The organism is Paenibacillus aurantiacus (genome assembly GCF_042431225.1).
GTDB classification, from domain to species: Bacteria; Bacillota; Bacilli; order Paenibacillales; family Paenibacillaceae; genus Paenibacillus_Z; species Paenibacillus_Z aurantiacus.
Map to the genome: position 1 here is coordinate 47,060 of NZ_JBHMDO010000021.1, position 23,637 is coordinate 70,696.

A 23,637-nucleotide genomic window follows, 5' to 3' on the forward strand; every position below is an offset into this window, starting at 1 on the left:
CGTAGAAGCCCCGGCACGTATCGGACGACTTCGGGCCGTCTCTAAGAAATGACCAGCTGCGGCTGGGCGGCGGACGCTTCTCTTGCGTTAAACTGCACGTCGCCTTTGCTGCTCGCCGCGCCTTCGTTGATCAACAGGATCGACACTTGCTTGTCGTTCATGTTCGCGTTCGCGAGAGCGGTCACGTCGATCTCGACCCACACGCCCGCCGCGCCCGCGATATTGACGGAGGCGCCAGCCGTCGTGCCGGCCGGGGCATTGTTCCACGTAATCGCCGATTCGGTCCAGCTCTCGTCGGTGCTGTACGCCTTCAACGTGCGCACTGCATCGGCATTGACCGCGTTAACGTAGAGACGCAGCTTGGCCGAGGTGACGGTCGTACCCGTGAATGCGGAGAAATCGAATTTCAAGTAAGCTTTGCGCGCATAACCCGAGGCGTCCGATTTGACCATCAGGTTCGGGTCGGCGCCGTAATTGACCGCCGCGTAGGAGCCGTTGCGGACGAAAGCGTCCGCGGACGGCGCGAACGTCTGACCCGTCTGCGCCACGCTCGTCTCGTGCGCGCCGATATCGGCCGAGCCGACGTAGAGCGGGTTGCCCCAGAAATCTTTGCCGCCGTTATTGGCCATCGCAAGACCTTGATTGATCAGCGGCGAGTTCGCGTTCAGCTTGTAGCCGGCGAGCGTCCCGAAGCCGTTGCCGCCCGTGCCCCCGCTTACGAACGACGGATTGGACGTGATTTTGCCCGTGTCCGCCGGTTCCGTGGACGGATGCACGCCGCCCGCTTCATAGAAGGCGTTGTTGCCGAACACCGCCGCGTCCGCCCAGTTCACGGTGCCCCAATTGGTCGGCGCGCTCGCGTTATGGTTGTAGAAGACGTTGTTGTACAGGCGAAGCCCCGCGGCGGCCGGGAACGCGTCGTCCGCGGTCATTTTGGCCTTGGCGCCGTCGTAGTAGTAAATGTTGTTGTAGAGGAGGGCCGGCGTTTTTTCTTTGGAGCTGACCCACTTGATGAAATAGCCGTCGTTCTCGCTAATGTTGTAGCGGAACACGTCGCCCTCGTTGCTGCCCATTAGCAGCAGGAAGCCTTGCGGATTATCGTGGGAGTAATTGTACTGGAACGTCGTGTTCTTCAGATACAAATCGAAGTCGTACGCCATGCCGTCCTGATTGCTTGCCGGACCGCCGTATACCTCGTTGTATTGGAACACGTTGTTCTGGGCGACCGTATTCCAGATGCCCGCGATCGCCGTCGTGACGAGCGTGCCGAAGTTCGACACCGTGTTGCGCTCGACGAGCGCGCCGTCCGCGCAGCGCACGACGATGCCGTCGCCGCCGATGCTGGTCAAGGTATTGCCCCCGACATACACGTTCGTATCCCAATTGCCGTATTTCAGCGCCGACGTCGTGCTGAAGGAGTCGTCGCTCAAATATAGGCTATGGTCGGTCAGCCGGATGCCGGAGCGGTCGACTTTGCGGATCGTGTTGTTCTCGATGCGGATGTCGTTGAAGCGCGCGACGGTCGCCTGCGCTTTGTCGTACGTGCCGACGATCGTGCCGATAATGCCGCCGTTCGCCTTCGCGGACGGATTGTTATAGCCATCCACGTCGTGGACGTCGACATTGCGGACATAGATATGGTTGTACACGCGGTCGCTCGCGTTGGCATCGATCGTGAAGTAGACGCCCGCCCGCAGCGCCGTGGATGTGTTGTTGTCCGCGCTCAAGTTCTCGTCGTTGCTCACGTCAAGGTTGTTGATTTCCCAATACTCCTGATTTTTGAGGAAGACCGTGCCAGAGTTATACGTCGTTGTTGAACCGGATACGGTCTGCGTGAAGCTCGAACCGCCGCCATTAATGCTCGGCTTCGCGCCGGCGCCGTACTTGTCGATGACGATCGGACTGCCTGCCGCGCCCGAGCCCTTCGGCCACAGCTGGCCGGTCCACGAGCCGCCGGATTTGAACAAGATTCGGTCACCGGGGCCGAACGTCGTGCCGTTCACCTTGGCGAGCGTCTTCCACGCCGCCCCTTCGCTCGTGCCCGCGTTACTGTCGCTGCCCGCGGCCGAATCGACGTAATACGTCGTCCCTGCGGCTGACGCCGGCTGCGGCGACCAGGCTGCCTCGGCGGCCAGCGGCGATGCGAGCAGCAGCGCTGCCAGCGCGACTTGGATCCTTTTCTTCATAAACAATCCCTCCTATATCGGAAGATGTGATGTCTTGCCACTCTTATTGTAACCGCTTACAATAAGGGGCGGTGTTCATTATTTCGACTTTTGTGTGCAGGATGATGACTTCGACTTTGTTCTTGTCAAAACATAAGAAAAAAACGGACCCCGAAATGGTGTCCGTTCGTACAAGCTAAACACTTATAGATCATTAAAATTACGCGTAACCAGCCCTGATACGCCGTTACCTTGATAAGAAAGATTCTTATAATAATAACCTGAATGACTGTGCTGAAACTTTACTTGCCCACTTGCGTTGCTTACCCTAATGCCTGGTTGCATGAGATATGTTCCTTTTGCGACTGCCGTTCCTAACGGAAAATCAAATGTCCACTTCCCGTAACCAAGCGACAGTGAAGAGTTATCGGTAACATCAACCGACTGCCTGGTAAAGTTCCATGATATGGTCGGCAAACCTCCAGTTAGTGAAACGGCAAAATTAGCTCCCGATGTCGTTGTTGAAGGACCATATGATAACAGCTTCTGATCCGGGACATACGGTTCCACAGTGTGCCTCGTGGCAATTTGTCTGGTTTGATAGCCATTAACTGCTCGCGTTTGATTCGAAGCTTTAACGTCCCATACTGAAACAGACTGGCCATTGATAACCGTAGTACCTGTCTTATTATAATCCACCGTCGAATCAAGAAGCCCCGCAACCACGTACGAACCATCCGAGAGTTTTTCTTGATCGCTGTAGATCGCCCAATGAAAGACATCTGTGTAACTGGTTCCCGTAGGGACAGCAGTTGCTGCTGCGAATGGAGTAGATTGCGGCTCTTCTGCTGAAGAGAAATTCCTTGTGAATCCATTCGTTTTTATATTAGCCGTGTTTGCTGACTCAACGGCAATTTTTTTAAGATCATTAATAGGCGTCTCATCTAGATTGGAGAAGAAGAATTCCGTTTGTTTCTTTCCATTTATGGTATAATAACCAACGCCTACCAGGTTGGATTTTTGATTGTTTTCGCCCGGTTGGACGTCGATACTCCCCTCAATAAAGGGTTTGATATCACCTTCGCTGAGTGTTTTTCCATTTTTGTGGACAAAATTGTAATGATTGTTTTGCTTGCGTTGATTTTTCTGAACAAGGGTATTTGTAATTATCTGTTCCTCAAGCCACACTGGCAGAGATACAATGTCTGATTGCCAAGCTGGCGATTCAGGTGAATTGTCTGCAGCGTTTATCTGAGTAATTGGGGTCAATCCGCTTGAACCAAATACTGAAAATGCCAAGATCGTTGCAATTGTTAGCTTTCTTTTCATTTTCAATCACCTCAATTTTCAGTTCAAATTTCTAAGACATTATTTAGTAAGGAGAAAACCATATGTCCAACTTTGTTCAAATCATTGCTTGCATCGGTTTGGGATTCTTTACCGGAATTCTACTTAGCGGTAATGGAATTCATATCAGCGAAAGCGGGATACATATCCTCCTCGGATGTATTTTCTGGGCCCTCATCCTCATTTTTATTAAACTAGAAAAAAAGTAAATAAACACCAAATAGACATGATTAGATAGCCGCTTCACATCCTGTGCAGCCGCTTCAATCAACTTCCCTATTTATTAGAACATATTCCATCTCGGCAAAAAGGAAGAGGCGCATGCGCCTCTTCCTACACGCCCTTCGTCCCGTTCCCCCGATAATCCCCCGGACTCATCCCCATATACTTCTTGAACACCTTCGAGAAATACGTGCGATCGGAGTAGCCGAGCCGGACGGAGATCATCTCGATCGTCGCGTCCTTGTCGCGCATCATCTGGAGCGCGATGTTCATTTTGAAGCGGTGCACGTAGTCGGTGAAGTTGACCCCCGTCATCTTCTTGAAGTAACGGGAGAAGTAGCTCGGATTCATGTACAAATGGCTGGCCATCGTCACGAGCGACACATTCTCGGACAGATGCTCCGTGATGTACCGGTCGATCTGCTTCGGCTTCGGATCGATCGCATAAGCGGCCGGACTCTCCGGCAGCGCGTGGACGATGCTCGCCAGCCGCGTCTTCACGCTCTGTGCCGTCTCCGCCAGGCGCACCGCATGCTGCAGTTCGGTCAGGAACAACGCGTTCTCCTTATCGTAGCCAGCCTCCGCCTCAAGGAGCCGCACCCACTGCGCAAATACGGCGACGACCTGCGCTCGAGGCGCCCGGGCTTGCTCGGCCTTGGCCGCCAGCTCATCCACAATCGCAAGCATCGCCGCCAGATCCCGGTCGCGAAAGGCCGTAATCAGCTGTTCCTTCTCCCGATCCGCTTCGAAGGCGGACGCAAGGGCCGCCGTCTCTTCCGGCTGGCGGCTGATCGCGACGACGCCGCCTTGTTCATAGAACATCCGGGTGCGGCTGAACCGCTTCAGCTCCTGCACCATCCCGGCGAGTCCGCCCAGTCCTTGCGTCTCCCCGCTGTGGCAGATCGTCAGCGCGATGCGCAAATACGCCTCCGCCTTGGCCGCCAAATCTTCCGCGAACCGCCGGAACAACGCCAGCGTGTTGACCGCCAAATTACGCTCGTAATTAAGCAGGCAGACGAGCCCGCGGCCTTCTTCCGCGAATACCGTCATGCCGCCGAGATCATGCGCCATCTCCTGCGCGATATTGTACAGCGCATAATGGAGCAGCGGCGCATCCTTGAGCCCGTAGCCGCGCAGCAGCGAGGCGAAGTCGATATGAACCAGCCCCAGCATGAAATACGGCGCGCGCCAGTCGATGCCGAGCCTGCGGCCGGAAGCGAGCGCGACCTCGGAATGGTCGCCGCCGGATACCTGCTTCCAGAACGCCTGCTTCAGCACGTCGCGGTTGCGTTCGACCTCGTCGCGGTAGGATAGCTGCGAAGCGCGATCCTGCTGCGCCTGGAGGAGGCGGATGCTCTTCTCCACGCTATGCCGGAGCGAATCCGCCGTCAGCTCGTCCTTGATCAGATAATCGTCCGCGTCAAGCTGCACCGCTTTGCGCGCATAGTGGAAGTCCTCGTGGCAGGTGAGGAAAATAATCCGAACGTCCGGCCGGATCGCCCGCAGCTCGGCCGCCAGCGCCAATCCGTCCATGTGGGGCATCCCGATATCGGTTATGACCAGCTGCGGCGCCTCCTCCTTGAACCGCTCCAGCGCCTTTGCGCCCGACTGCGCGGTGGCGGCGACCGCCACGCCCAGTTCCCGCCAGGGCAGCAGCTTGTTCAGGTACTTGAGCATCGGCGCATCGTCGTCAACCAGCATCGCTTTGTACATCATCGACATCTCCTCTTCCGGCGGCCGCTCCGCCCGGGATCGTGATCGTGAACGCCATTCCGCCCTGCCTGCTCCGCCCGATCGCAAGGCTCGACGCCTGGCCGTACGTCAGCTTGATCCGGCTCCATACGTTGGCCAGCCCGATCCGCTTATCCGACGCCTGCGGTTCATTCCCGGCGTGCAGCGTCCGGCGAAGGCGCTCCAGGTCGGTCTCGCTCATGCCTCTGCCGTTGTCGCTGACCGCGATGACGCAGTCGCCGTCTTCGCGGCGGACGCCGAGCCAGATCGCAGCATCCTCCCGGCCATCCTCGAACCCGTGCACGATCGCGTTCTCCACGAGCGGCTGCAGCATGAGTCGCGGCACCTCCATCTCCGCCAGCGTCTCGTCCAGCTCGACATGCAGCGCGATCGGCATATCGCTGCGCATCTGCATAATGGCCGCGTAATCCTGCAGCAGCTTGCATTCCTGCCGCAAGGTGCACGGCTCGTTCACCCGCATGTAGGCGCGCAGCAGGCTCATGAGCGCGTCGATCTGGCGGCTGTTCACGGGATCGCCTTCGAGGACGAGATTGCATTTGATTGAATTGAGCGTATTGAGCAGGAAGTGCGGCCGGATCTGCGAGAACAGCGCATGCAGCTCGATCTCCCGTTTCTCCTCCTGCTCCTGCTCGACCTCGGCGATGAGCCGGTTGATCTGGTCGAGCATATGGTTGAACGCCGTCCCGAGCACCGCCACCTCGTCCTTGCCCCGCACCGGGAACCGAAGCAGACGGTTGCCGCCGCCGAACTGCTCGGCCGTCCGCCGCAGCTTCTGAAGAGGACGGTGCAACGTGCGCGCGATGAACACCGAGATGACGAGGAATGCCGCGATGCATGCCGACAGCGTAATCGCGTAGAACCTGTACACCTGGGAAATCTCGGCCGTGATCGCCTTGGAGTCGAACCGGTAGATGAGCTTCCAGCCCGGACGCCCGACCTTCGCTTGAACCTCCTTGGCATGCGCCAATTCGGACAAGACCGCCCCTTTCGGATACTCGAAGAGGGGATGGCCGTCCGTCGCGATCAATTGGAACAAGCCTTCGCCGCCCTTGGCGAACGTCCGCTCGAAATATTCGCTTGGGATGCCGACGTACAGCGTGCCGAGTTTGGCGCCGTTATCCGGCGTACGGATCGACTTAACGGCGAAATAATACGTCTCGGTTCTTTTGCCCGAAATTTGCAGCAGCTCCTCCGCCTTCTCCCAGCGCATCCGGTTGCTTGTCGCCGGCTCCTTCTGCTCCCGCAGCCAATGATTCAGCGCCGGATAATCCAGCACGTTGTTCGCCGCGTAGATGACGAAATGGCTGTTGTTGACGAAGAACACCTGCGCGTTCAGGCCGGATGTCTTCGAGTAGGCCAAATCCATAAACTCCGCGATCCGCCGGTACGTGAAATAATCCTTCGACGACGACAGATTGCTCACCTCTTTGAAGGCGATCAAGTCCTCCAGCGTGTTGCTGTCGCTCGCGCCGAATAGGTTCGACGCGTAGATCATATCCTCCACGTTCTTGTCCAGATCGGACGCCATGACGTTCACCATGTTCTGGTTCGACGCGTTCACCTTCTCCACGACGACGTCCTTGATCAAGTAATACGACGCGACCGAGACGAAAGCGAGCGGCAGGAGAATGAAGACGATGAGCGAAATTTGGATTCGCCGGTAAAACGAAAATTTAAGCAGCCACTGCATCTTGGCACCCTCCCCATGCCGCCCGCTACGCAAGGTGAAACGACTATCGCCGTGCTGTGCCGCGATAGCCGTTTCATTCCGGAAAAGCTGATTGGTTTGCGTTCACAATCCGAGGATTGGGAATGCAGCATTCAGCGATCGAGAAATACAAGATGATGGATAGGCGCGCAGCTTATCCATGCTTGTATTTGGAAAAAGGCAACCTCGCGGTCACCTCTTGCCTCATTCGCCCCGAATCTGTCTGGCGGGCGGTTATTTGGTATTCTTCGCGATAATCGCGTTCGCTTCGTCGGTCATCTGCTTCTGCGCTTCCTCGGCCGTCAGGTCATCGAGCAGGAAGGCGCTCAGCCCGTTCTCGAGCACCGTCTTCAGCTCGCCGGAATAGCTCGTCGAGTAGCTCGGCTCGTAGACCGTCTTGATGCGCGGGTCGAACGCGGTCGCGCCGAGCGATGTCAAGTCGACGAGATTCGTCTTGTCGCCGACGAGCGCGGTCATGACCTTGTTCTTGTCCGCGGCCTTGGAGCCCGGGAAGTCGACGACGACATCCGTCTGCGTCGCCATGTATTTGATGAACGCGTACGCTTCCGCCTTATGCTCGGACGACTCGCCCACGCTCAGGTAGTGGCCGCCGATGTAGCTCGTGCCGACCGCTACTTCCTTCGAGGAAGCCGGCAGCGGCGCGAACACCGTCTGGAAGTCGTGCGGGAAATTCGTCGTGTCGAGGATCTTGTTCACGATGAATGTCGCGATCGGAATCATCGCCGCCTTGCCGTTCAGGAACTCGGTATCGTAACGCAGCTTCGCGCCGACCGTGTCGGACAGCGACTTCGCGGAATGGTCTTCTTTCTCCATCGCCCGTCTCAGGTTGAAGAAATCCGCGAACGACTTGTCGCCGAACGCCGGCTTCCGGTCCTTCGTCAAGTACGGGTGCGGCAGCTCGGAGTATGCGATCGGGTTCGCGTATTCGCCCCACGTATGGAAGAACGCGCCGTACTGCTTGGCGTCGCCTTCGCCGGTGGTCATCTTCTTCGCGTAGTCGCGGAAGTCGTCCCACGTCCAGCCCCACGTCGGCACCGGCAGCCCCGCCGCGTCGAGCGCCTTCTTGTTGATCGCGACGAGCCATGGCGAGGAAATATCCTGCAGGCCGTAAACTTTGCCGTCGTACTTCGGCGTCATGTAGAACGCGTCGTCCACGTTGATGCTGTCGCCCATGAGAAGCTCGTCCAGCGGGGCCAGCACGCCGCGCGCGGCCCGCTCGCTGACGAAGTCGACGTGGGAGAAGGCGATGACGTCGAGCGGATCGCCCGAGGCGGCCATCAGATCGAGCTTCTTATAGAAATCAGTCGTGGAGCCGGTCGTCACCAGCGGCACGGACTCGACGTCGATCGTCGGATTCGCCTGCTCGAAGTTCGCGATAATCTTCGCCAGCTTCTCTTGGTTCGCGCCATTGTCCCAATTGTAGTATTTGATGGTGACTTTCTCGCCGCTATTGTTCGTGCCTTCCGCGGCGTTCGTCTCTTTCGCGCCGCCGTTAATCGGCGTATTCGCGCCGGACTCCGTATTATCGGCGTTGCTGCCGCAGCCGGCAAGCGCCATCATTGCGATCGCGGAGGTTAATACAAGCTTCGTCCCTTTCATTCTCTGTTCCCCCTCAAGGATAGTTTACTCGGTTACATGGTTAATTGTAAGCGTTTTATTCAAACCACGGCGTGCACTCTCTTGCGTTCCTTGTGCAGTTCCTTGTGCAGTTCATTGTGCAATTCCTTGTGCAGTTCCTCGTCAGTGCCTTGCGTTGTTCCGCGACCTGATGCAGCCCAGCGCGATGCGCCGATTGTCTGCGTCCGCGACTTTCGTTACCCTTTGACCCCGCCGCCCGCAATGCCGTCGATGACTTGCCGCTGCAGCAGGATGAACAAGATGAGCAGCGGGATGATCGCCGATACCGCCGCCATCATGACGACCGCGTAGCTCGTCGAATAGATGTCGTTGAACGACTGCATGCCAAGCGTGATCGTGAACAGCTTCGGATCCATCAGGAAGATGAGCGGCCCTTGGTAATCGTTCCACGTCCACAGGAATTTGAGGATGCCGACGGTCGCGATGATCGGTTTGGCCATCGGAAGAACGATCTGCCAATAGATGCGGAAAATTCCGGCCCCGTCCATTTTGCCCGCCTCGATGTATTCTTGATGAATGCCCATCATGAACTGCCGCATCAGGAACGTCAGCGGAATCGTGAAGGCGCCCATTAGAATAAGCGAAGCGTGCGTGTCGTACAGGTGCAGCCACCGGATCATGATGAACCGCGGGACGAGCGTCGCCTCGTTCGGAATGAGGAAGAACGAGAGCAGCAGGATGAACGCCCCGTTCTTGAACGGGAAATTCAGCTTCGCGAACGAGAAGCCCGCCATCGAGGAGAAGAGCAGCGTCAGCAGCGTCTCGATGACCGCCAGCTTCAGCGAATTGAAGTAATGCAGGTTGAAGGGGACGTCGCCCATCCACACCGTTTTGAAGTTCTCGATGAAATTCCATTCGCGCGGAATCCACTGGATCGGGAAGGCCATAACATCCTTCTCGAACTTGGAAGCCGCCGAGACCATCCAGATTAGAGGGGAAATGAACAAGATCGAAAAGACGGCCATGATCGCCGTGACGATCGCTTTCCCCGTTGTCTTGCTTCGCATCGTGAATCGCCAACCTTCTCGTCTAAAATTGTTTCTTCTGCGCCTTCCATGTGACAGCCGTAACGACCGCGATGATCAGGAACAGCATCCATGACAGCGCCGACGCATACCCCATCCGGAAGTTCTGGAAGCCCTCTTCGAAAATGTAATACACGAGCACGTTCGTCGAATTGTTCGGTCCGCCTTCGGTCAGGAACGCGACGAGGTCGAACACCTTGAACGACGCGACGATCGCCGTAATGCTGAGGAAGAACGTCGTCGGTCCGAGCATCGGCAGCGTTATGCGGTAGAATCGCTGCAGCCACGACGCCCCGTCGATCTCGGCCGCTTCGTACAGATCCTCGGGAATCGTCGTCAGTCCAGCCAGGTAGATGACGATATTGTACCCGATGCCCTGCCAGACGGCGACGATGATGATCGCCCAGAGCGCGTAATCCGTGCTGCCCAGCCAGCGCGGCGGATCAGCGATCCCCAGGCTCATGAGCAGATTGTTCACCGGACCGCTCGACGGATGGAACAGCGCCGAGAATACCGTCGCCACCGCGACCGTCGTCGCGATGTACGGGATGAAGAACACGACCTTGAAGTAGTCCCGCAGGTACACCTTCGAGTGAATGAGCACCGCGAAGACGAAGCCGATGAACATGCTGACCGGCACGGTAATGACCGAATAGATCAGGTTGTTCTTCAGCGTGAGATAGAACGTCTTGTCGTGGAAGAGCGCGGCATAGTTGTCCAATCCGACGAAGCGGATCGCCTTTAGTCCCCCGACCAAATTCCATTCCGTGAAGCTCAAGTAGAGCGAAAAAAATAACGGGAACACGCCCAGCAGCACGATGCCCAGAAACTCCGGCGCCGCGAACGCAATGCCGATCGCCGCCTCCTTGCGCCTGTTCGTCCAGAACGGCCGCCTGCGCGCCGCGACTGCCCCCGTATCCCTTGAAACGGATGCCATGGCCACTCACCTCATCTTCTTTTGACCTCATTATAGGCAAACGGCAAAAACTCCCGTACGGACGATTTGTACGGGAGTGTGCACTATTTTTACTTGTTGGAAGTAGGGCAATGCTGTCAGGTTAAGGGAAAACGTCCGTCGAAGCCACCTTAGGTTGGCCTTCAAAACTCACTGAAGCTTTGTCCGCAAGGACAAAAGCGTGCCAACTCGAAGCAACACGCCGACTGCGAACAAACGTGCCAGCACGAAAAAGGGAGTCCAGAGGTAAACGTTTTCCGGATGGAAAACGACATCGGAAGCATATGCTCAGCCCTTTGGTTCCCCTCAGCGGAGGGCAATGCTGTCAGGTTAAGGATAACGACCGGTGAAGCCATAATGTCTTAGAATGGCCTTCAAGACCCACTGAAGCTTTGTCCGAAAGGACAAAAGCGTGCCCGCTCGAAGCAACCCGCCGACCGCGAACAATGGTGGCTGCACGAAGAGGGGTGTCCAGAGGGCGAAGCCCTTTGGTTCCCCTCAGCGGAGGGGGAAGGGGGAGGGAACAACAGGGGCGAGGGGGCAACCAAAAGCGGGGTCAAAGGGGCAGAGCCCCTTCTGCGTCTACTCGTCCTTGTATCGTAACCCAAGCCCGCCCATCGCGGACAGCGGGCCGGCATCCTTTAACCGTTCCTCTTTATTCGTCAGCACGTTCAATTCGATGACGGCGCCAATCGCAAGCAAATAACCGAAGACGAGCACGGTGGCGAGCATTAGGAATAGGGGCAGAGGCAGCACCTGCAGCACGCCCAGCGACAAGATGAATATGGCGAGAATCGCGGTCCAGACCCATCTGGCCTTCGCGCAGTCGCGGCCGTGTCTGCGGATAGCGGTCCGGAGCGTCTTGGCATCGCCTAGGCTTGCAATCGCGAGCTTCAGCGCTTCTTCTTCGTTGTACCCCATGGCCGCATAGTCTTCCAGCGCATCTTCCAAATGATGCCGGAGCTCGCTGCGCATCTCGAGCCGCTTAGGATTGCTTGGGTACGGGAACAGTGTGTCCAGGTAGTCGTCGATCTTCCGGTTAGACATGTCCGAGCACCTTCTTTACCGAGTTGATAAGCGAGAACCACTCGTTTTGGCGTTTCAGGAAATCTTCCCGCCCCGCCGGAGTGAGCGCGTAATAGCGGCGCTTGCGGCCTTCAACGACCTTCCACTCCGTAACGAGCATTCCCTCTTCTTCCAGCTTGTATAGCGCCGGGTACAGAGTACCTTCCTTGAACGATAACTCATGGTCGCTTCGCTCGTCGATCAGCTTGGCGATCTGATACCCATAGAGCGGACCTTCCTTGTACAGCAGCGACATGATGAGCATGGACGTGCTGCCTTTGATCATCTCCCGGTTGAAAAGCATGCCGTCACCTCCTTATTTAGAATTTCTAAGTATAATTATATACTTCGAAATTCTAAATACAAGAAAAAGTTTCCATCGGAACCCTGGTTCGGCTTACCTGATCCACACCCGCAGCGGTCCGATCGTCGTCCAGCCCGCCCGCAGCGCGGCGTCCAGCGTCTCGCCATGCTCGTAACCGACCAGCGGAAGTTCGGGGAACTGCGCTGAAGCCGCGCCGGCAATGGAAGGCCATAGGGTATTCCGGCCGAGATTCGCAGTCTCGAACACATTGGAAATCCCCACCGCGCCTTCGCTGACGTTCGCGATAAAGCCGAACACTTCGCCGTCTGCCTCACGCATGAATACCTTCACGTCCTGCCGTTGCAGCAGGGCCGGCTTCATCAGATGGGGCATCTCGCTGGCGGCAGCCCATTGCGCCAGCTCGTGTTCGGAGGCGACGATCGTCCATTGCGGCTCATCAGCAGTCGCATGGCGGGCAGACAGCGGCGGATTATGCGTTATCCACTGCGCCTCGAACAATAGCTTGAAGCCGAGCGGCGTCATGTCTAGGTTCGCGTAGCTGTCCTTAAGGCTGTTGACGTTGCGGCTGGCTAGCCATTGCTTTACGTCATCGGTCGTCGCGCCGCTCGTGGCCGTAATAAGATCCGGGTAAAATGGCGGCGCTGGCGCTACCGTCCCCCATAACTGCCCTTCTGCGGTATGGGCAACTCCATACAGCTCGCATACGGTGGCGCACCAGTCGATGTTATTTTGCACGGCCATATCGATTCGTGTCATGGATCTTTCCTCCTAATATGAAATTATCAGTTGACATTCCCCTTAGGGGAAGGCGCAAAGTAGAAGCAGACATCGGAATGCAATTTCTATGAAAGCGAGGTGTGACGTTGCTATCGATCGGCGAATTCTCGAAGCTGTGCGAGGTCTCGACCAAGACGCTTCGCTATTATGACGAAATCGGTCTGATCACGCCGGATGAGATTAACCAAGACAACGGGTATCGGTACTATGCCGTCGGGCAATTGAAGACGATGCTGATGATCAGCCGTCTCAAATCCTATCATTTCTCGCTCGACGAGATCAAAGCGATTATGGAGACGGAAGCGGATCAAGCCGAGGAGCGGCTAAGCGCAGCTCTCTATCGCAAACGGCGCGACATGCAGGAGCGGCTCGGCGCGCTAGAGCGCACGCTCCACCAAATGAACGAGGATCTGGCGAACTTGGAGCGCGGCATCCCGATCTTGGCACACCTCGACCGGATCGGCGTCCAGCTGGTCACGACTCCGGCCATGACGACCCTGTCCATCCGCCGAATGATCCGCAGCGAGGATTATGCGGCCGGATACGGCGCTTTCTTCGGCAGGCTCTATGAACGGATCGCAGCCGACAGGCTCACCCTCCGCGGCACGCCGATGACGATCTACCATAGCCCCGAGTTTGACCCCGCCGGCAACGATACCGAATTCGCAATCCCGATCGAGGAGTCCGTGAGCGGAACGCGCGTGCTACCGGGGGGATTAAGCGCCAGAGCCATCTTGAACGGGGCTTATCCGGAATTGCGCGGCGTGTACGCAAGGCTAAGAGAGTGGATCGAGCAGGAAGGCTACGTCGTCGCGGACGCGCCTTATGAGGTGTACCGGACAGACCCCGCGCAGGTGGAGGATCCGGAAGCCAGCGTCACCGAAGTTTATTTTCCGATCCGAAAAGGATAACCACCTTTGCAGCATTCAGGCTTCCTGCGCCATCCGGGGTGTGCTTACCGCTGCGCCTATCGCATCGTCTACGAACAGACTTAAGGGCTCGGGCGGCCCTCCAACGCTCGCTATCGTCTAACAAAGGAGGCACTCTGCCATGCAGCGAATCGACCAATTCGCTCCCGCTTGGCCAACCGCGGATCCGGCCGCTGCTGGTTTCGACGCACAGAAGTTAGCACAATTGGAGTCTGTCATAGCATCTGAGTTTGGGAATATGAACGCCATCGTGGTAGTGAGGAAAGGCAAACTCGCTTACGAACGGTATTGGCGCGGCGCCTCTCCCGAGCGGGCGCACCATGTGGCCTCCGTGACCAAAAGCATCTTGTCCGCGCTGATCGGCATCGCCATCGACCACGGCCATATTCGCGACGTCGACCAGAAGGTGCTCGATTTTTTCCCGGAGCGTCAGCCTGATCCCGCTAATCTATTGATTCGCGATATTACGATTCGCCACCTGCTCACGATGACCGCTCCCTATCCGTTCGAGGATTGGCGCGAGCCGCTAGATCAGCTGTGCATGCAGCCGGACTGGGCCGCATATACGCTGAATAAAGCGGGGCTGGGCGGCAAGCTCGGCGATTTCAAATATTCCACGTCGGGGGCGCACCTGCTGTCGGTCATCCTTACCCGGAGCACGGGCCGCAGCGCACGCGAATTCGCCAATGAACGCTTGTTCCGGCCGCTCGGCATGCGCGAAATTCCCGCCTATGGGATGACCGCCTACGGATTCGACGAGCTGTTCGGGCAGGCCGTGCGCGGCTGGGTCGAAGACCCGAACGGCCATTCGACCGGCGGATGGGGACTTACGCTCACGACTCGGGATATGGCGCGTTTCGGGCTGCTTTATTTGAACCGGGGACGGCGGGGCGAAGCGCCAATTCTCTCGCCGGCGTGGATCGACGCCTCCACGGCCATGAACGAGCATGGCTACGGCTATCTGTGGTGGGTACGCGAAGAGGACGGAGTGCGCGCCTACATGGCGCTCGGCGATGGCGGGAACGCGATTTGCTGCCTGCCGGATCAAGAGCTTGTCGTCGCGGCAACATCCGACTTCATGCCGCAGCCTCGGGATCGGTGGACGTTGATTAAAGATCATATTTTGCCGGCTGTGACGGACTGAGCGGGACTGCTGCAATTGCCAGCGACTTTTGGCGCGAACGGTGTATAATAGAATGATGATCAAGGGGAGCATCCCCGCGGAATTTCGTATGAGGTGAGTACACTTGAGCACATTCGATCACATCTATAAAGACATCGTAACCGATATTATGGCCAACGGGATTTGGGACAAGGACCAGAATGTCCGCGCCAAATGGGCAGATGGCACGCCCGCGTACACGAAGAGCGTCATCTCCAAACAAATCGTGCTCGACAACGCCGAGGTGCCGATTCTGACGACCAAGAAGGTCGCGTGGAAGACGGCCATTCACGAGCTGATCTGGTTCTATATCAAGCGCACCTCCGACGTCTCGTATCTGCGCGAGAACAAGGTGAAGATCTGGGAGGAATGGACGCGCGACGACGATACGATCGGGCGGGCCTACGGCTACCAACTGGGCAAAATGTTCCCCGAAGACGGCTCGCCGGACGGCAAACGCCCCTCCGACAAGACGACCAACCAGGTGGCGAAGCTGATCGACGGGCTGAAGAACAACCCGGCGTCGCGCCGCCATATTATCTCGCTGTACAACATCGACGACAATCACGACATGGCGCTCTATCCGTGCGTGTGGCACAATCAGTGGCTCGTCAAAGCGAACAAGCTGCACCTGATCGTCGGCATCCGCAGCAACGACGTCGGGCTCGGGCATCCGTTCAACGTGTTCCAATATTACGTGCTGCAGCGGATGATCGCGCAGGTGACCGGCTACGAGCTTGGCACGCTCACGTTCAACATCAACGACTGCCATATCTACGAACGCCATCTCGAGCCGCTCGCCAAACAGATCGAGCTTGAGCCGTTCGAAGCACCTACCTTGTGGATTAATCCTGAGGTGAAAGACTTCGACGATTTCACGATCGACGACTTCAAGCTGCTCGACTACAAGCATCACGAGAAGATTCCGATGGAAGTGGCCATATAATATCCCTCCCCCTTCCCCCTCCGCCGAGGGGAACCAAAGGGCTGCGCCCTCTGGACACCCTTTTTCGTGCTGACACGATTGTTCGCGGTTGGCGGGTGGTTTCGAGTTGGCACGCTTTTGTCCTTGCGGACAAAGCTTCAGTGGGTTTTGAAGTGATTCCGAGAGCATTTGTCCTCTGGATGTCCGTTAATGGATGCAAGTGACTGCGCGAAATGTAGGAATCAGCCAAAAGACGGCTCGCCCTGAACAGGCTTGCCGTCTTTTACATGCACTGCGTATTTGCTCCTAGTATAAGTCTCATCAGATTAATATGAGTGAAACAACCTTGTCTATTAAATGAAAGACAAGGCTGTTTCTTTCAAAGAAGAATTAATCCTCCGACGGCAAATCCTCCTTGAAATAAAGGCGATACCCCTCCGGTGCTTGCGCCTTCAGTTCATTGTATAACCGGCGGCGGAAATCCAGAAACCCTCTACGGAATGACTCGTAGGTCATCGGCACGCGTTGCCAACCTTCCATCGGTTCACCGGGTTCAAAGGGATCACGATCATGGGCACGGAAAACGGACAAATAGAGCATTTCCCCCTCGCGTTCGAAGAGATAAACCGCGCCGCCCTGTTCCCCCGTACACAATGAGTAGGTGGGTTCTCCTTCTTCTAGTCGTGTAAAGGCCGTAGTTAACCAATATAGCCAAACATCGATTTTCATTTGTTCGGGAGCGGAAGCATTCCCAATGATCCACAGTTTTCGGTCGCCAATACGGATTTCGAATTCCCCGGATATACTCACTGTATCGGTCTTCCGAAGCTTGGAAATGGGCAGCTTCTCGATTCGCGGCTCAATCTTTGCTTTCATTCTTCTCGTCATTTCCGAGCCGGAAAAAGTCCATAAATTACGGTACACGATCTGCATCGTTTGGCTCCTGTCCTTGTCTATGTCGGCGCACTAGTCCTCCGACGGCAAATCCTCCTTGAAATAATGGCGATACCCCTCCGGTGCTTGCTCCTTCAGCTCGTTATACAGATGGCGCCGGGAATCTGCTTAATAGTTCCTTTACTTCCGTTTCATTAGTGTAATAAAAACAATTATCCCCACAAATATCATCACAGAAAGAAACAAAGCACCTAACTTTACTATGAACTTTCTTTGTTCAGGATCGTGGCTTGATTGTTGATACGCTCCTATAATGAGAAATGGAATACCAATAAATCCAATGAAGGGTAACTTATCAACATACCCCAATTGTCGAGTAAATAAAGTGTATTCATTACTTAATCTCACTATCCCTGACATGATTGATGTCAAGCTAATAAAAACCATACCAATGACGAACTGAATTGGGTATCTCGATCTCCTGTAAATAAAGAAAGCTATTAATAATGAACCTAAACCGATCGATAGAATTAAATATAGTGGTAACGGTAAGTTCTCATAAAATGTAATAAACCTCAGTCATCTCCCTTCTAATCGAATAGATAGACTTTCGACGTATTTGCTACAGATGAGGGACCAAGTCCAATTACTACACAATAAGAAAACCACATGGAGTTGTTACACCCGCAAATGGTCTCATAAAATTTATGTTGATCTTCTTACGCCGGACAAATAAAACTGTTCCATTAAACGGATGAATCGTGCGTCAGTAATAATTGGGGTCTCTATGTCTGAATGTATGTCCAACGACTCAACTCCATGCAAAGTTACTAATGTATTACTTAGTAAATCCCCCCAAAAATGCAACAATCACCAATGTAACACCCACAATTAAGAAAACATATCCACTTACTTTGCAACGTCTAATATCAGAGCGCGAAGGATTTTTCTTTAAAGTATTCATAGCGGTAGTTCGGTACATAAATACTGGAAATAAAATAAATAAAAGACCCCACACAACTGGAATCAAACATGCCAATGCCGCTAGTAGCCTATCCTCCACTTACTTCACTCCTAGATGGTAATGCCAGTCCATGTACGTCATCGGGTAAGAAGGCTCAACCAGATTTATAGATACCAGGACTTTTTCATTCAATTCTCTTTTTCTTACGAAAGAAGAATTAATCCTCCGACGGCAAATCCTCCTTGAAATAAAGGCGATACCCCTCCGGTGCTTGCTCCTTCAGCTCGTTGTACAACCTGCGCCGGAAATCCAGATAGCCTCTGCGGAACGACTCGTATGTCATTGGCACGCGCTGCCAGTCTTCAATGGGCTCTAACGAATCACGATCATAGTCGCGGAATACGGACAAATAAAGCATTTCCCCTTCACGTTCGAAGAGATAGACCGCTCCGCCCTGCTCCCCTGTGCTCATCTTATAAGAAGTATGGCCAGCTTCAAGTCGCGTGAATAACCGATTTAGCGTGTAGAGCCAGTCATTGATCATCATTTCTTCGGGCGCAGAGGCATTTCCGATAATCCACATCTTCCGATCATTGACGTAAATCTCGAATTGGCCGCGAATTGGGATCGTATCGGTCATCCGAAGCGCGGAAATAGGTAAACGTACGACTCGAGGTTCGATCCTTTTATCGACTCGCTTGCTCATGTCTAGTATGGAGTAGGTCCATAAATCTCGATAAATGATACGCATAAGCAATCTCCTTTTTTCGGTGATCCTCGGGTGCAAATGATGCACGTGCAGCGCTACTCAACCCATGCTGCCTCGGCCTTTTCATACTAGCCTATATTCCAATTTCAGAATAGGGTTCAATAAAAAGAAAGACGGCTCGCCCCGAACAGGCTTGCCGTCTTTTACATTCGCCGCGTTTATTCCGCCAACGCCACCTCATCCAAATACAACGTCGCCTGCCCGGTTCCCCCGGCCGTCTCCAGCTTGATCCCGATCGCGTTCACCGCATCGCGGCCCGCGATAGCGGCAAGCGGGATGGTCAGCGTCGTAAAACCGTCCGCGCCGATAGCCTGCGACGTTCCGCTGTCGTACCATGTCCAATCCGACCCGACCTTGATGTACAGCCGCGCCTTGGCCGCGCCGCTGGACAGCTTCACCTTCGCGCTGATCGCGGAGACGCCGGACAAGTCAATCGGCTCGACTTTGGTCAGCTCGAAATCGCCGCTTAAGTCGAACGTCGAAGCGAGGGCGTGCGTCCCTTCCGCCGCCGCATCTGCGGTCGCGACCGGTGCCGTTGCATTCGCGTGGTTCTCGCTTGCCGCCCAGCCCTGCGTGCCGGACTCAAAACCGTAGAGCGTACCCACCGGCGCCGGCATACTGCCCGCTCCCGTACCGCCGTTCGGCACGCCGCCGGTGCCGTCGTTGATGACCCGAATATCGTCGAAGTAGAGAGAACCGCTCGTCATCGGCACCTCGTCCACCGCATTGACATAGATCGAGAAATCGCGCACATCCTTCAGGTTCGTCTTCGTGATGACCTTGCCCGCGTTTGCCGTGTCCCACGGCGCCGGCTTGAACGCGCTGAACGGCAGCGTCACCCAGCCCGCTTCGCTCGCTGCGAGCGACGGATAAGCCTCGAACGAGATCCCGCTCATGTTGATTTGGATGACGAGCTTCTGGTTTGAACCGTCTGGTTTCAAATAGAATTTCAGCTTGTTGAAACCAGACCAGTCGACGCCGCCGAGCGATTTGGTGATGCCCGCGTATTTGTTGCCGGCCAGCGTATAGTCGTATTTCATCGCGTAGCTGCCTTCGGCTTTGTTGGACGACGCCAGCGAGACGTTCGTCGCGTCGCCCCCGGCATACTTGAAGCTTGCGGCCAGCTGCGCGTCGCTGCCCGAGTACGATTCGAAATCGTCCACGAGCGCCGGGTCGCGCGGAGCCTCGACATACATGCTGTACAGCCGGATGTTGTCCACGAGAATCGCGGCGCTGCCGGACAAGCCGCTGCCGATCAGCGAGACGGCCAGACTTGTCGCCGCCGCGGATTTGGCCGCGTCGTTCACGTCGATGACCGGGTTGTAGTGCCAGTACGACTTGCCGCCGATCGTGACCTTCTCCAGGTCGGACAGCTTCTGCTGCGTCGAAGACATGCCGTACTTCGTATCCCAATCCGGCGGCAGCATCACGACGCCGCGCAGCGATGCCTCTTCGCTCTGCTGGTCCGTCACCGGCACGTAGACGTCCATCGCGACCCGCTTCACGTTGGCCAAGCCTACCGTCTGGACTGCCGTCGGAATTTCGAGCTTCAGTTCCTGCCACGTGTCCGCCGCGTCGAGACCGGTAACGTTCATTTCCAGTATGCCGTTGCCGTCCTCCGTCTTGTGCGAGAGGGTAAGACCGATGCCGTCATGAGTGCCGACGTTGGAGTACGTCCCGTTGTTTTGGATCGCCGCGATATCCGCCGCTTCGTTGAACGCGTAGGCGTGAAGCTGAATTTGCGGCACCTTCACGAACACGCTCGACTTCGACTCCAGCAGGACGGCCGATCCATTGTACGCTCTCACCGTAATCTCCGCCGACTTGCCGTTGAACGCGCCGCTCGGCGACCAATCTGCGGCATAATAACCGTCGCCATCCAGCGTCATCGGGATCTCCGGACCGTCCGAGCCAACCGAATAGACGACCTTCGTCGGCACCGCGTTCAGCACACGGGTGCGGATCGTCGCCGTATTCGTCGTGACCGTGCCATTCTGAACCGGAGATGCGATGTGCATGAACGGCTGTTCGGCCTTGGCCGCGACCGTCTGCGAGTAGATCGCATCGCCTTTGATATCCCCAGCGAACGCGGAATAGGCATCGTCGTAATAGGCTTTGAAATCCGGCAGCAGCTCATGATCGCCGAGATCCTTCGCGTTCTTGTACGGGACGAACAGATTGCCGTTCGTGCCGAAGTTCGCCCACGTCTGCATGTAGGCGATCCGCTTCGCGTCCGGGTCGGCCTTGATCGCGTTCAGCAGCCGGGTGAACCACGCCTTGTCGCCATTGCCGCTTATCTTCATGCCTTGCGGGCTGTAGCCGAATTCCGAGAACGTCGCGATCTTGCCCTTCTTGTCCGCCAGCTTCGAGATCATCGCCAGATCGCCGACCAGTCCGCTAACGAACGACTCGGACCCCGGCGCCGCCTGATTGTCGTATTGGTCCATGCCCAGGATGTCTACGTAATCGTCGCCCGGATAAGTCGTCAGATACGACGCTTCGCTTCCGCCGAACGAGCCGTTCGGGGAGTAGACGTACAAGAAGTTGTGCACGTCCTTCCGATCCCGGAGGTACTCGACCGTATAGCGGAAAATCTCGACATATTCGCTCGTGGACGTCGTCTTCGCGCCCCACCAGAACCAGCCGCCGTTCTGCTCGTGGAACGGACGGAACAGCACCGGGATCGGCTTGCCGCTGTCGTCTTTCAGCAAATGCGCGAAGGCCGCGATATGATCCAGGAACGCGTTGTACGCTTCGTTCTTCGCGCCGCCCGGCAGGATATTCGCCACCACGTTGCCCGCCGTATCGTTGAACATGCCCCCTGTGACGAAATTCGGCATATGCGCGCTAAGCGTCACAATGCCGCCCAGTTCATGCGCTTCCTTCATGGAGGCGGCCAAATTCTCGCGGCTCTTCGCCTCGTCGCCCGCCACGCCCGGCTTCTCCTTGCCCTCGAGGCTGAGCGTATCCCAACCGAAGACGGCCGGGAAGTCGCCGACGGCGTTCTTCACGTCCGACTGCGGGCCGGCAGCGCTGTCGACGAAGGACAGCCCTTCATCGGTCGTATGCTGATGGCCGAACAACACTTCCTTTCCACGCCGTTCGTTCAAATAAGCGAACAGCGATTTCGTCTCGGCCGTCGCCTCGTAGTCGACGAAATCGGTTCCTGTCGCCGGCGTCTCGCCGCCGGGATCACCCGTGCCGCCTCCGCCGTTCCCCGGATTATCCGAGCCGCTTCCTGATCCGCCTGTACCCGAGCCGCTGCCCGGGCTTCCGGAGTCCGTACTTCCGCCTGATCCGCCAGCTGCACCCCCGCCCGTCGACCCGACGGGCTTCGCCGCACCGCCTTCGATGGTGAACTTGCCTTGCGCGAGCGGCTTGCCGCCGAGCTGAACGTCCGTTGCCCCGATGTCCGCGGACCCGATCGTTCCCTTACTCTCAATCTTGGTACCGTTAGCGCCGCTTCCGATCTGCAAGTCGCCGATCGCGGCCTGCTCGCCTACGAGAAGCTCCATCGGTGCATTCGCGTCCACCCGGTCGGCCTTCGACTCGCCGGACAATTCGAGCTTCGCCGCGCTATCCAGCGCCACTCGGCTGATCTGAGTCTTGCCGTCCGCCAGCACGCGCACCTTGCCGTCCTTGCGATTCACCGCCACGTCGCCAAGCACGGCGTCCGTCAGCGTTACGGTATGTTCGCCGCCGCCCTGTATGAACGTCGTTCCCTTGACGATCACGCGATCGAGCGTTACGTTCCCGTTCCCGATGCCAGCGGTCAAATAAAGATTCCCGTTGATCGTCGTGTCCTTCAGGACGATATCTGCCTCGTTCACGACGACGTTGCCGTTGATCGTACCCGCGGTTACCGTGCCTGCACCGTGGTAATACCCCGTAACGAGCCGGTCGACGAATGCGATCGCCTCCGCTCGGGTGATCGGGGAGCCTGGCCGGAAGGTGCCGTCGCTATAGCCTTTGACGATGCCGGACAGCGCTGCTACCGCGTCTTTCGCATACGTATGAATGGTTGACGCGTCCGCAAATGGAATGTTAACGTTTCCATTTTGATTCAAGCCGAACAATCTCGCCAGCAGCGTAACTGCATCCTCGCGCGTAATTGGCTCAAGCGCTTTGGCGGTCCCATCCGGGAAACCGGTGTAATAGCCAGCTTGCTTGGCAATCGCCAGCTCGTTCGCATACCAAGCGTTCGGGTTAACATCCGCAAAGTTCGACGATGCTTCGATGCTTAGACCGAATACCCGGTTCAGAATCGTTATGTATTCCGCCCGCGTAATCGCCCTGTTCGGCATGAGCACGCCATCCTTGTCGCCGGTCAATACGCCATTGTCTACCCATCTGGCCAGACTGTTCTTCGCCCAGCCTGCAGCCTCTGAGTTCACCGCTGTTACCGCTGTTGCCACTGTTGCCGCCGGGCCTAGCTCGCCGCCTGCCGCGCCATATACCGGCATGCCGCTCGATAACGCGACCGCACCGCTCAAGGCAGCCGTCAACCACTTCCTCTTCCGCTTCATCGTTCGTTCCTCCCACAGTTGCTTATGATAGGCCAAACCTCTTCATGCATACGCCAATCGCATTTGACTACTGAACTTAAATTCGTTAGCCTAACAATTTGTTGTATGCGTTTACAAGTTAGTATAAACACTGAAAGAAGCATCCTCAATGTCTTGAATTGTCATTTATAGGCTTGAATTTAACTAATGCAGTTAAATCCGCTTTTATTTTTGTTATGTTTTGTTAGTCGATATATAAAAAAGCGTACGCTGCTATCCGGAGCTTCCCGCTGAGCATGCAACTTTGGCGATGCGTGCAGCGTTAGAGGAAGAAGAGAAACTAATTACTACCTTGGGGGATTGTTGTCAGGTTAAGGAAAAACGTCCGGTGAAGCGACCCACTTCCTATAGTTGACAGGCTTATGACTTCGGGCTGACTTCAAAACCCACTGAAGCTTTGTCCGCGAGGACAAAAGCGTGCCCAGCTCA

Annotated in this window: 17 protein-coding genes; 3 read left to right on the plus strand and 14 right to left on the minus strand. The window is 56.2% G+C overall.

Features of this window, described 5'->3' with window-relative positions:
* Positions 1-41: 41 nt before the first annotated feature.
* The 10 genes from ACFFSY_RS11465 to ACFFSY_RS11510 form a co-directional block, all read right to left on the minus strand.
* Positions 42-2,186, minus strand: coding sequence for a CBM96 family carbohydrate-binding protein (locus ACFFSY_RS11465; protein ID WP_377493932.1), 2,145 nt, complete (start codon positions 2,184-2,186; stop codon positions 42-44).
* A 183-nt stretch (positions 2,187-2,369) separates the two neighbouring features.
* Positions 2,370-3,494: a hypothetical protein gene (locus ACFFSY_RS11470; RefSeq protein WP_377493934.1), complete on the minus strand. Its 1,125-nt coding sequence runs from the start codon at positions 3,492-3,494 to the stop codon at positions 2,370-2,372.
* Between the two features lie 351 nt (positions 3,495-3,845).
* Positions 3,846-5,450: a response regulator gene (locus ACFFSY_RS11475; protein WP_377493936.1), complete on the minus strand. Its 1,605-nt coding sequence runs from the start codon at positions 5,448-5,450 to the stop codon at positions 3,846-3,848.
* Positions 5,425-7,176: a sensor histidine kinase gene (locus ACFFSY_RS11480; RefSeq protein ID WP_377493938.1), complete on the minus strand. Its 1,752-nt coding sequence runs from the start codon at positions 7,174-7,176 to the stop codon at positions 5,425-5,427. The genes ACFFSY_RS11475 and ACFFSY_RS11480 overlap by 26 nt, the downstream gene beginning before the upstream one ends.
* A gap of 252 nt (positions 7,177-7,428) precedes the next feature.
* The gene (locus ACFFSY_RS11485; RefSeq protein ID WP_377493940.1) at positions 7,429-8,814 is read right to left on the minus strand and encodes an ABC transporter substrate-binding protein; all 1,386 of its coding nucleotides are present in this window, start codon (positions 8,812-8,814) and stop codon (positions 7,429-7,431) included.
* Positions 8,815-9,029: 215 nt separating this feature from the next.
* Entirely contained in the window at positions 9,030-9,860 is an 831-nt protein-coding gene (locus ACFFSY_RS11490) for a carbohydrate ABC transporter permease (protein ID WP_377493942.1), read from the minus strand.
* Between the two features lie 22 nt (positions 9,861-9,882).
* Positions 9,883-10,815 carry a carbohydrate ABC transporter permease gene (locus ACFFSY_RS11495; protein WP_377493944.1) on the minus strand — a complete coding sequence of 311 codons (933 nt, stop codon included), beginning with the start codon at positions 10,813-10,815 and terminating at the stop codon, positions 9,883-9,885.
* 600 nt (positions 10,816-11,415) lie between these two features.
* Positions 11,416-11,880 carry a permease prefix domain 1-containing protein gene (locus ACFFSY_RS11500; RefSeq protein WP_377493946.1) on the minus strand — a complete coding sequence of 155 codons (465 nt, stop codon included), beginning with the start codon at positions 11,878-11,880 and terminating at the stop codon, positions 11,416-11,418.
* Positions 11,873-12,202, minus strand: a complete 330-nt coding sequence (locus ACFFSY_RS11505; RefSeq protein ID WP_377493948.1) for a PadR family transcriptional regulator — start codon at positions 12,200-12,202, stop codon at positions 11,873-11,875. The genes ACFFSY_RS11500 and ACFFSY_RS11505 overlap by 8 nt, the downstream gene beginning before the upstream one ends.
* Before the next feature lie 93 nt (positions 12,203-12,295).
* Positions 12,296-12,979: a hypothetical protein gene (locus ACFFSY_RS11510; protein ID WP_377493950.1), complete on the minus strand. Its 684-nt coding sequence runs from the start codon at positions 12,977-12,979 to the stop codon at positions 12,296-12,298.
* A gap of 107 nt (positions 12,980-13,086) precedes the next feature.
* Here ACFFSY_RS11510 and ACFFSY_RS11515 point away from each other — a divergent pair, with 107 nt between their 5' ends.
* The 3 genes from ACFFSY_RS11515 (at position 13,087) to thyA (ending at position 16,037) form a co-directional block, all read left to right on the plus strand.
* Positions 13,087-13,911 (plus strand): MerR family transcriptional regulator, encoded by an 825-nt coding sequence (locus ACFFSY_RS11515; protein WP_377493952.1) that lies wholly within the window; start codon positions 13,087-13,089, stop codon positions 13,909-13,911.
* 139 nt (positions 13,912-14,050) lie between these two features.
* On the plus strand, positions 14,051-15,073 hold the full coding sequence (locus ACFFSY_RS11520) for a serine hydrolase domain-containing protein (protein WP_377493954.1): 1,023 nt from the start codon (positions 14,051-14,053) through the stop codon (positions 15,071-15,073).
* Between the two features lie 103 nt (positions 15,074-15,176).
* Positions 15,177-16,037: a thymidylate synthase gene (gene thyA / locus ACFFSY_RS11525; RefSeq protein WP_377493956.1), complete on the plus strand. Its 861-nt coding sequence runs from the start codon at positions 15,177-15,179 to the stop codon at positions 16,035-16,037.
* A 369-nt stretch (positions 16,038-16,406) separates the two neighbouring features.
* Here thyA and ACFFSY_RS11530 read toward each other — a convergent pair whose 3' ends face one another.
* The 4 genes from ACFFSY_RS11530 to ACFFSY_RS11545 form a co-directional block, all read right to left on the minus strand.
* Positions 16,407-16,949 carry a hypothetical protein gene (locus tag ACFFSY_RS11530; RefSeq protein ID WP_377493958.1) on the minus strand — a complete coding sequence of 181 codons (543 nt, stop codon included), beginning with the start codon at positions 16,947-16,949 and terminating at the stop codon, positions 16,407-16,409.
* 799 nt (positions 16,950-17,748) lie between these two features.
* On the minus strand, positions 17,749-17,973 hold the full coding sequence (locus tag ACFFSY_RS11535; RefSeq protein WP_377493960.1) for a DUF6199 family natural product biosynthesis protein: 225 nt from the start codon (positions 17,971-17,973) through the stop codon (positions 17,749-17,751).
* Between the two features lie 118 nt (positions 17,974-18,091).
* Positions 18,092-18,625, minus strand: a complete 534-nt coding sequence (locus ACFFSY_RS11540) for a hypothetical protein (RefSeq protein WP_377493962.1) — start codon at positions 18,623-18,625, stop codon at positions 18,092-18,094.
* Between the two features lie 176 nt (positions 18,626-18,801).
* The gene (locus ACFFSY_RS11545) at positions 18,802-23,169 is read right to left on the minus strand and encodes a glycosyl hydrolase (RefSeq protein WP_377493964.1); all 4,368 of its coding nucleotides are present in this window, start codon (positions 23,167-23,169) and stop codon (positions 18,802-18,804) included.
* Positions 23,170-23,637: the final 468 nt, after the last annotated feature.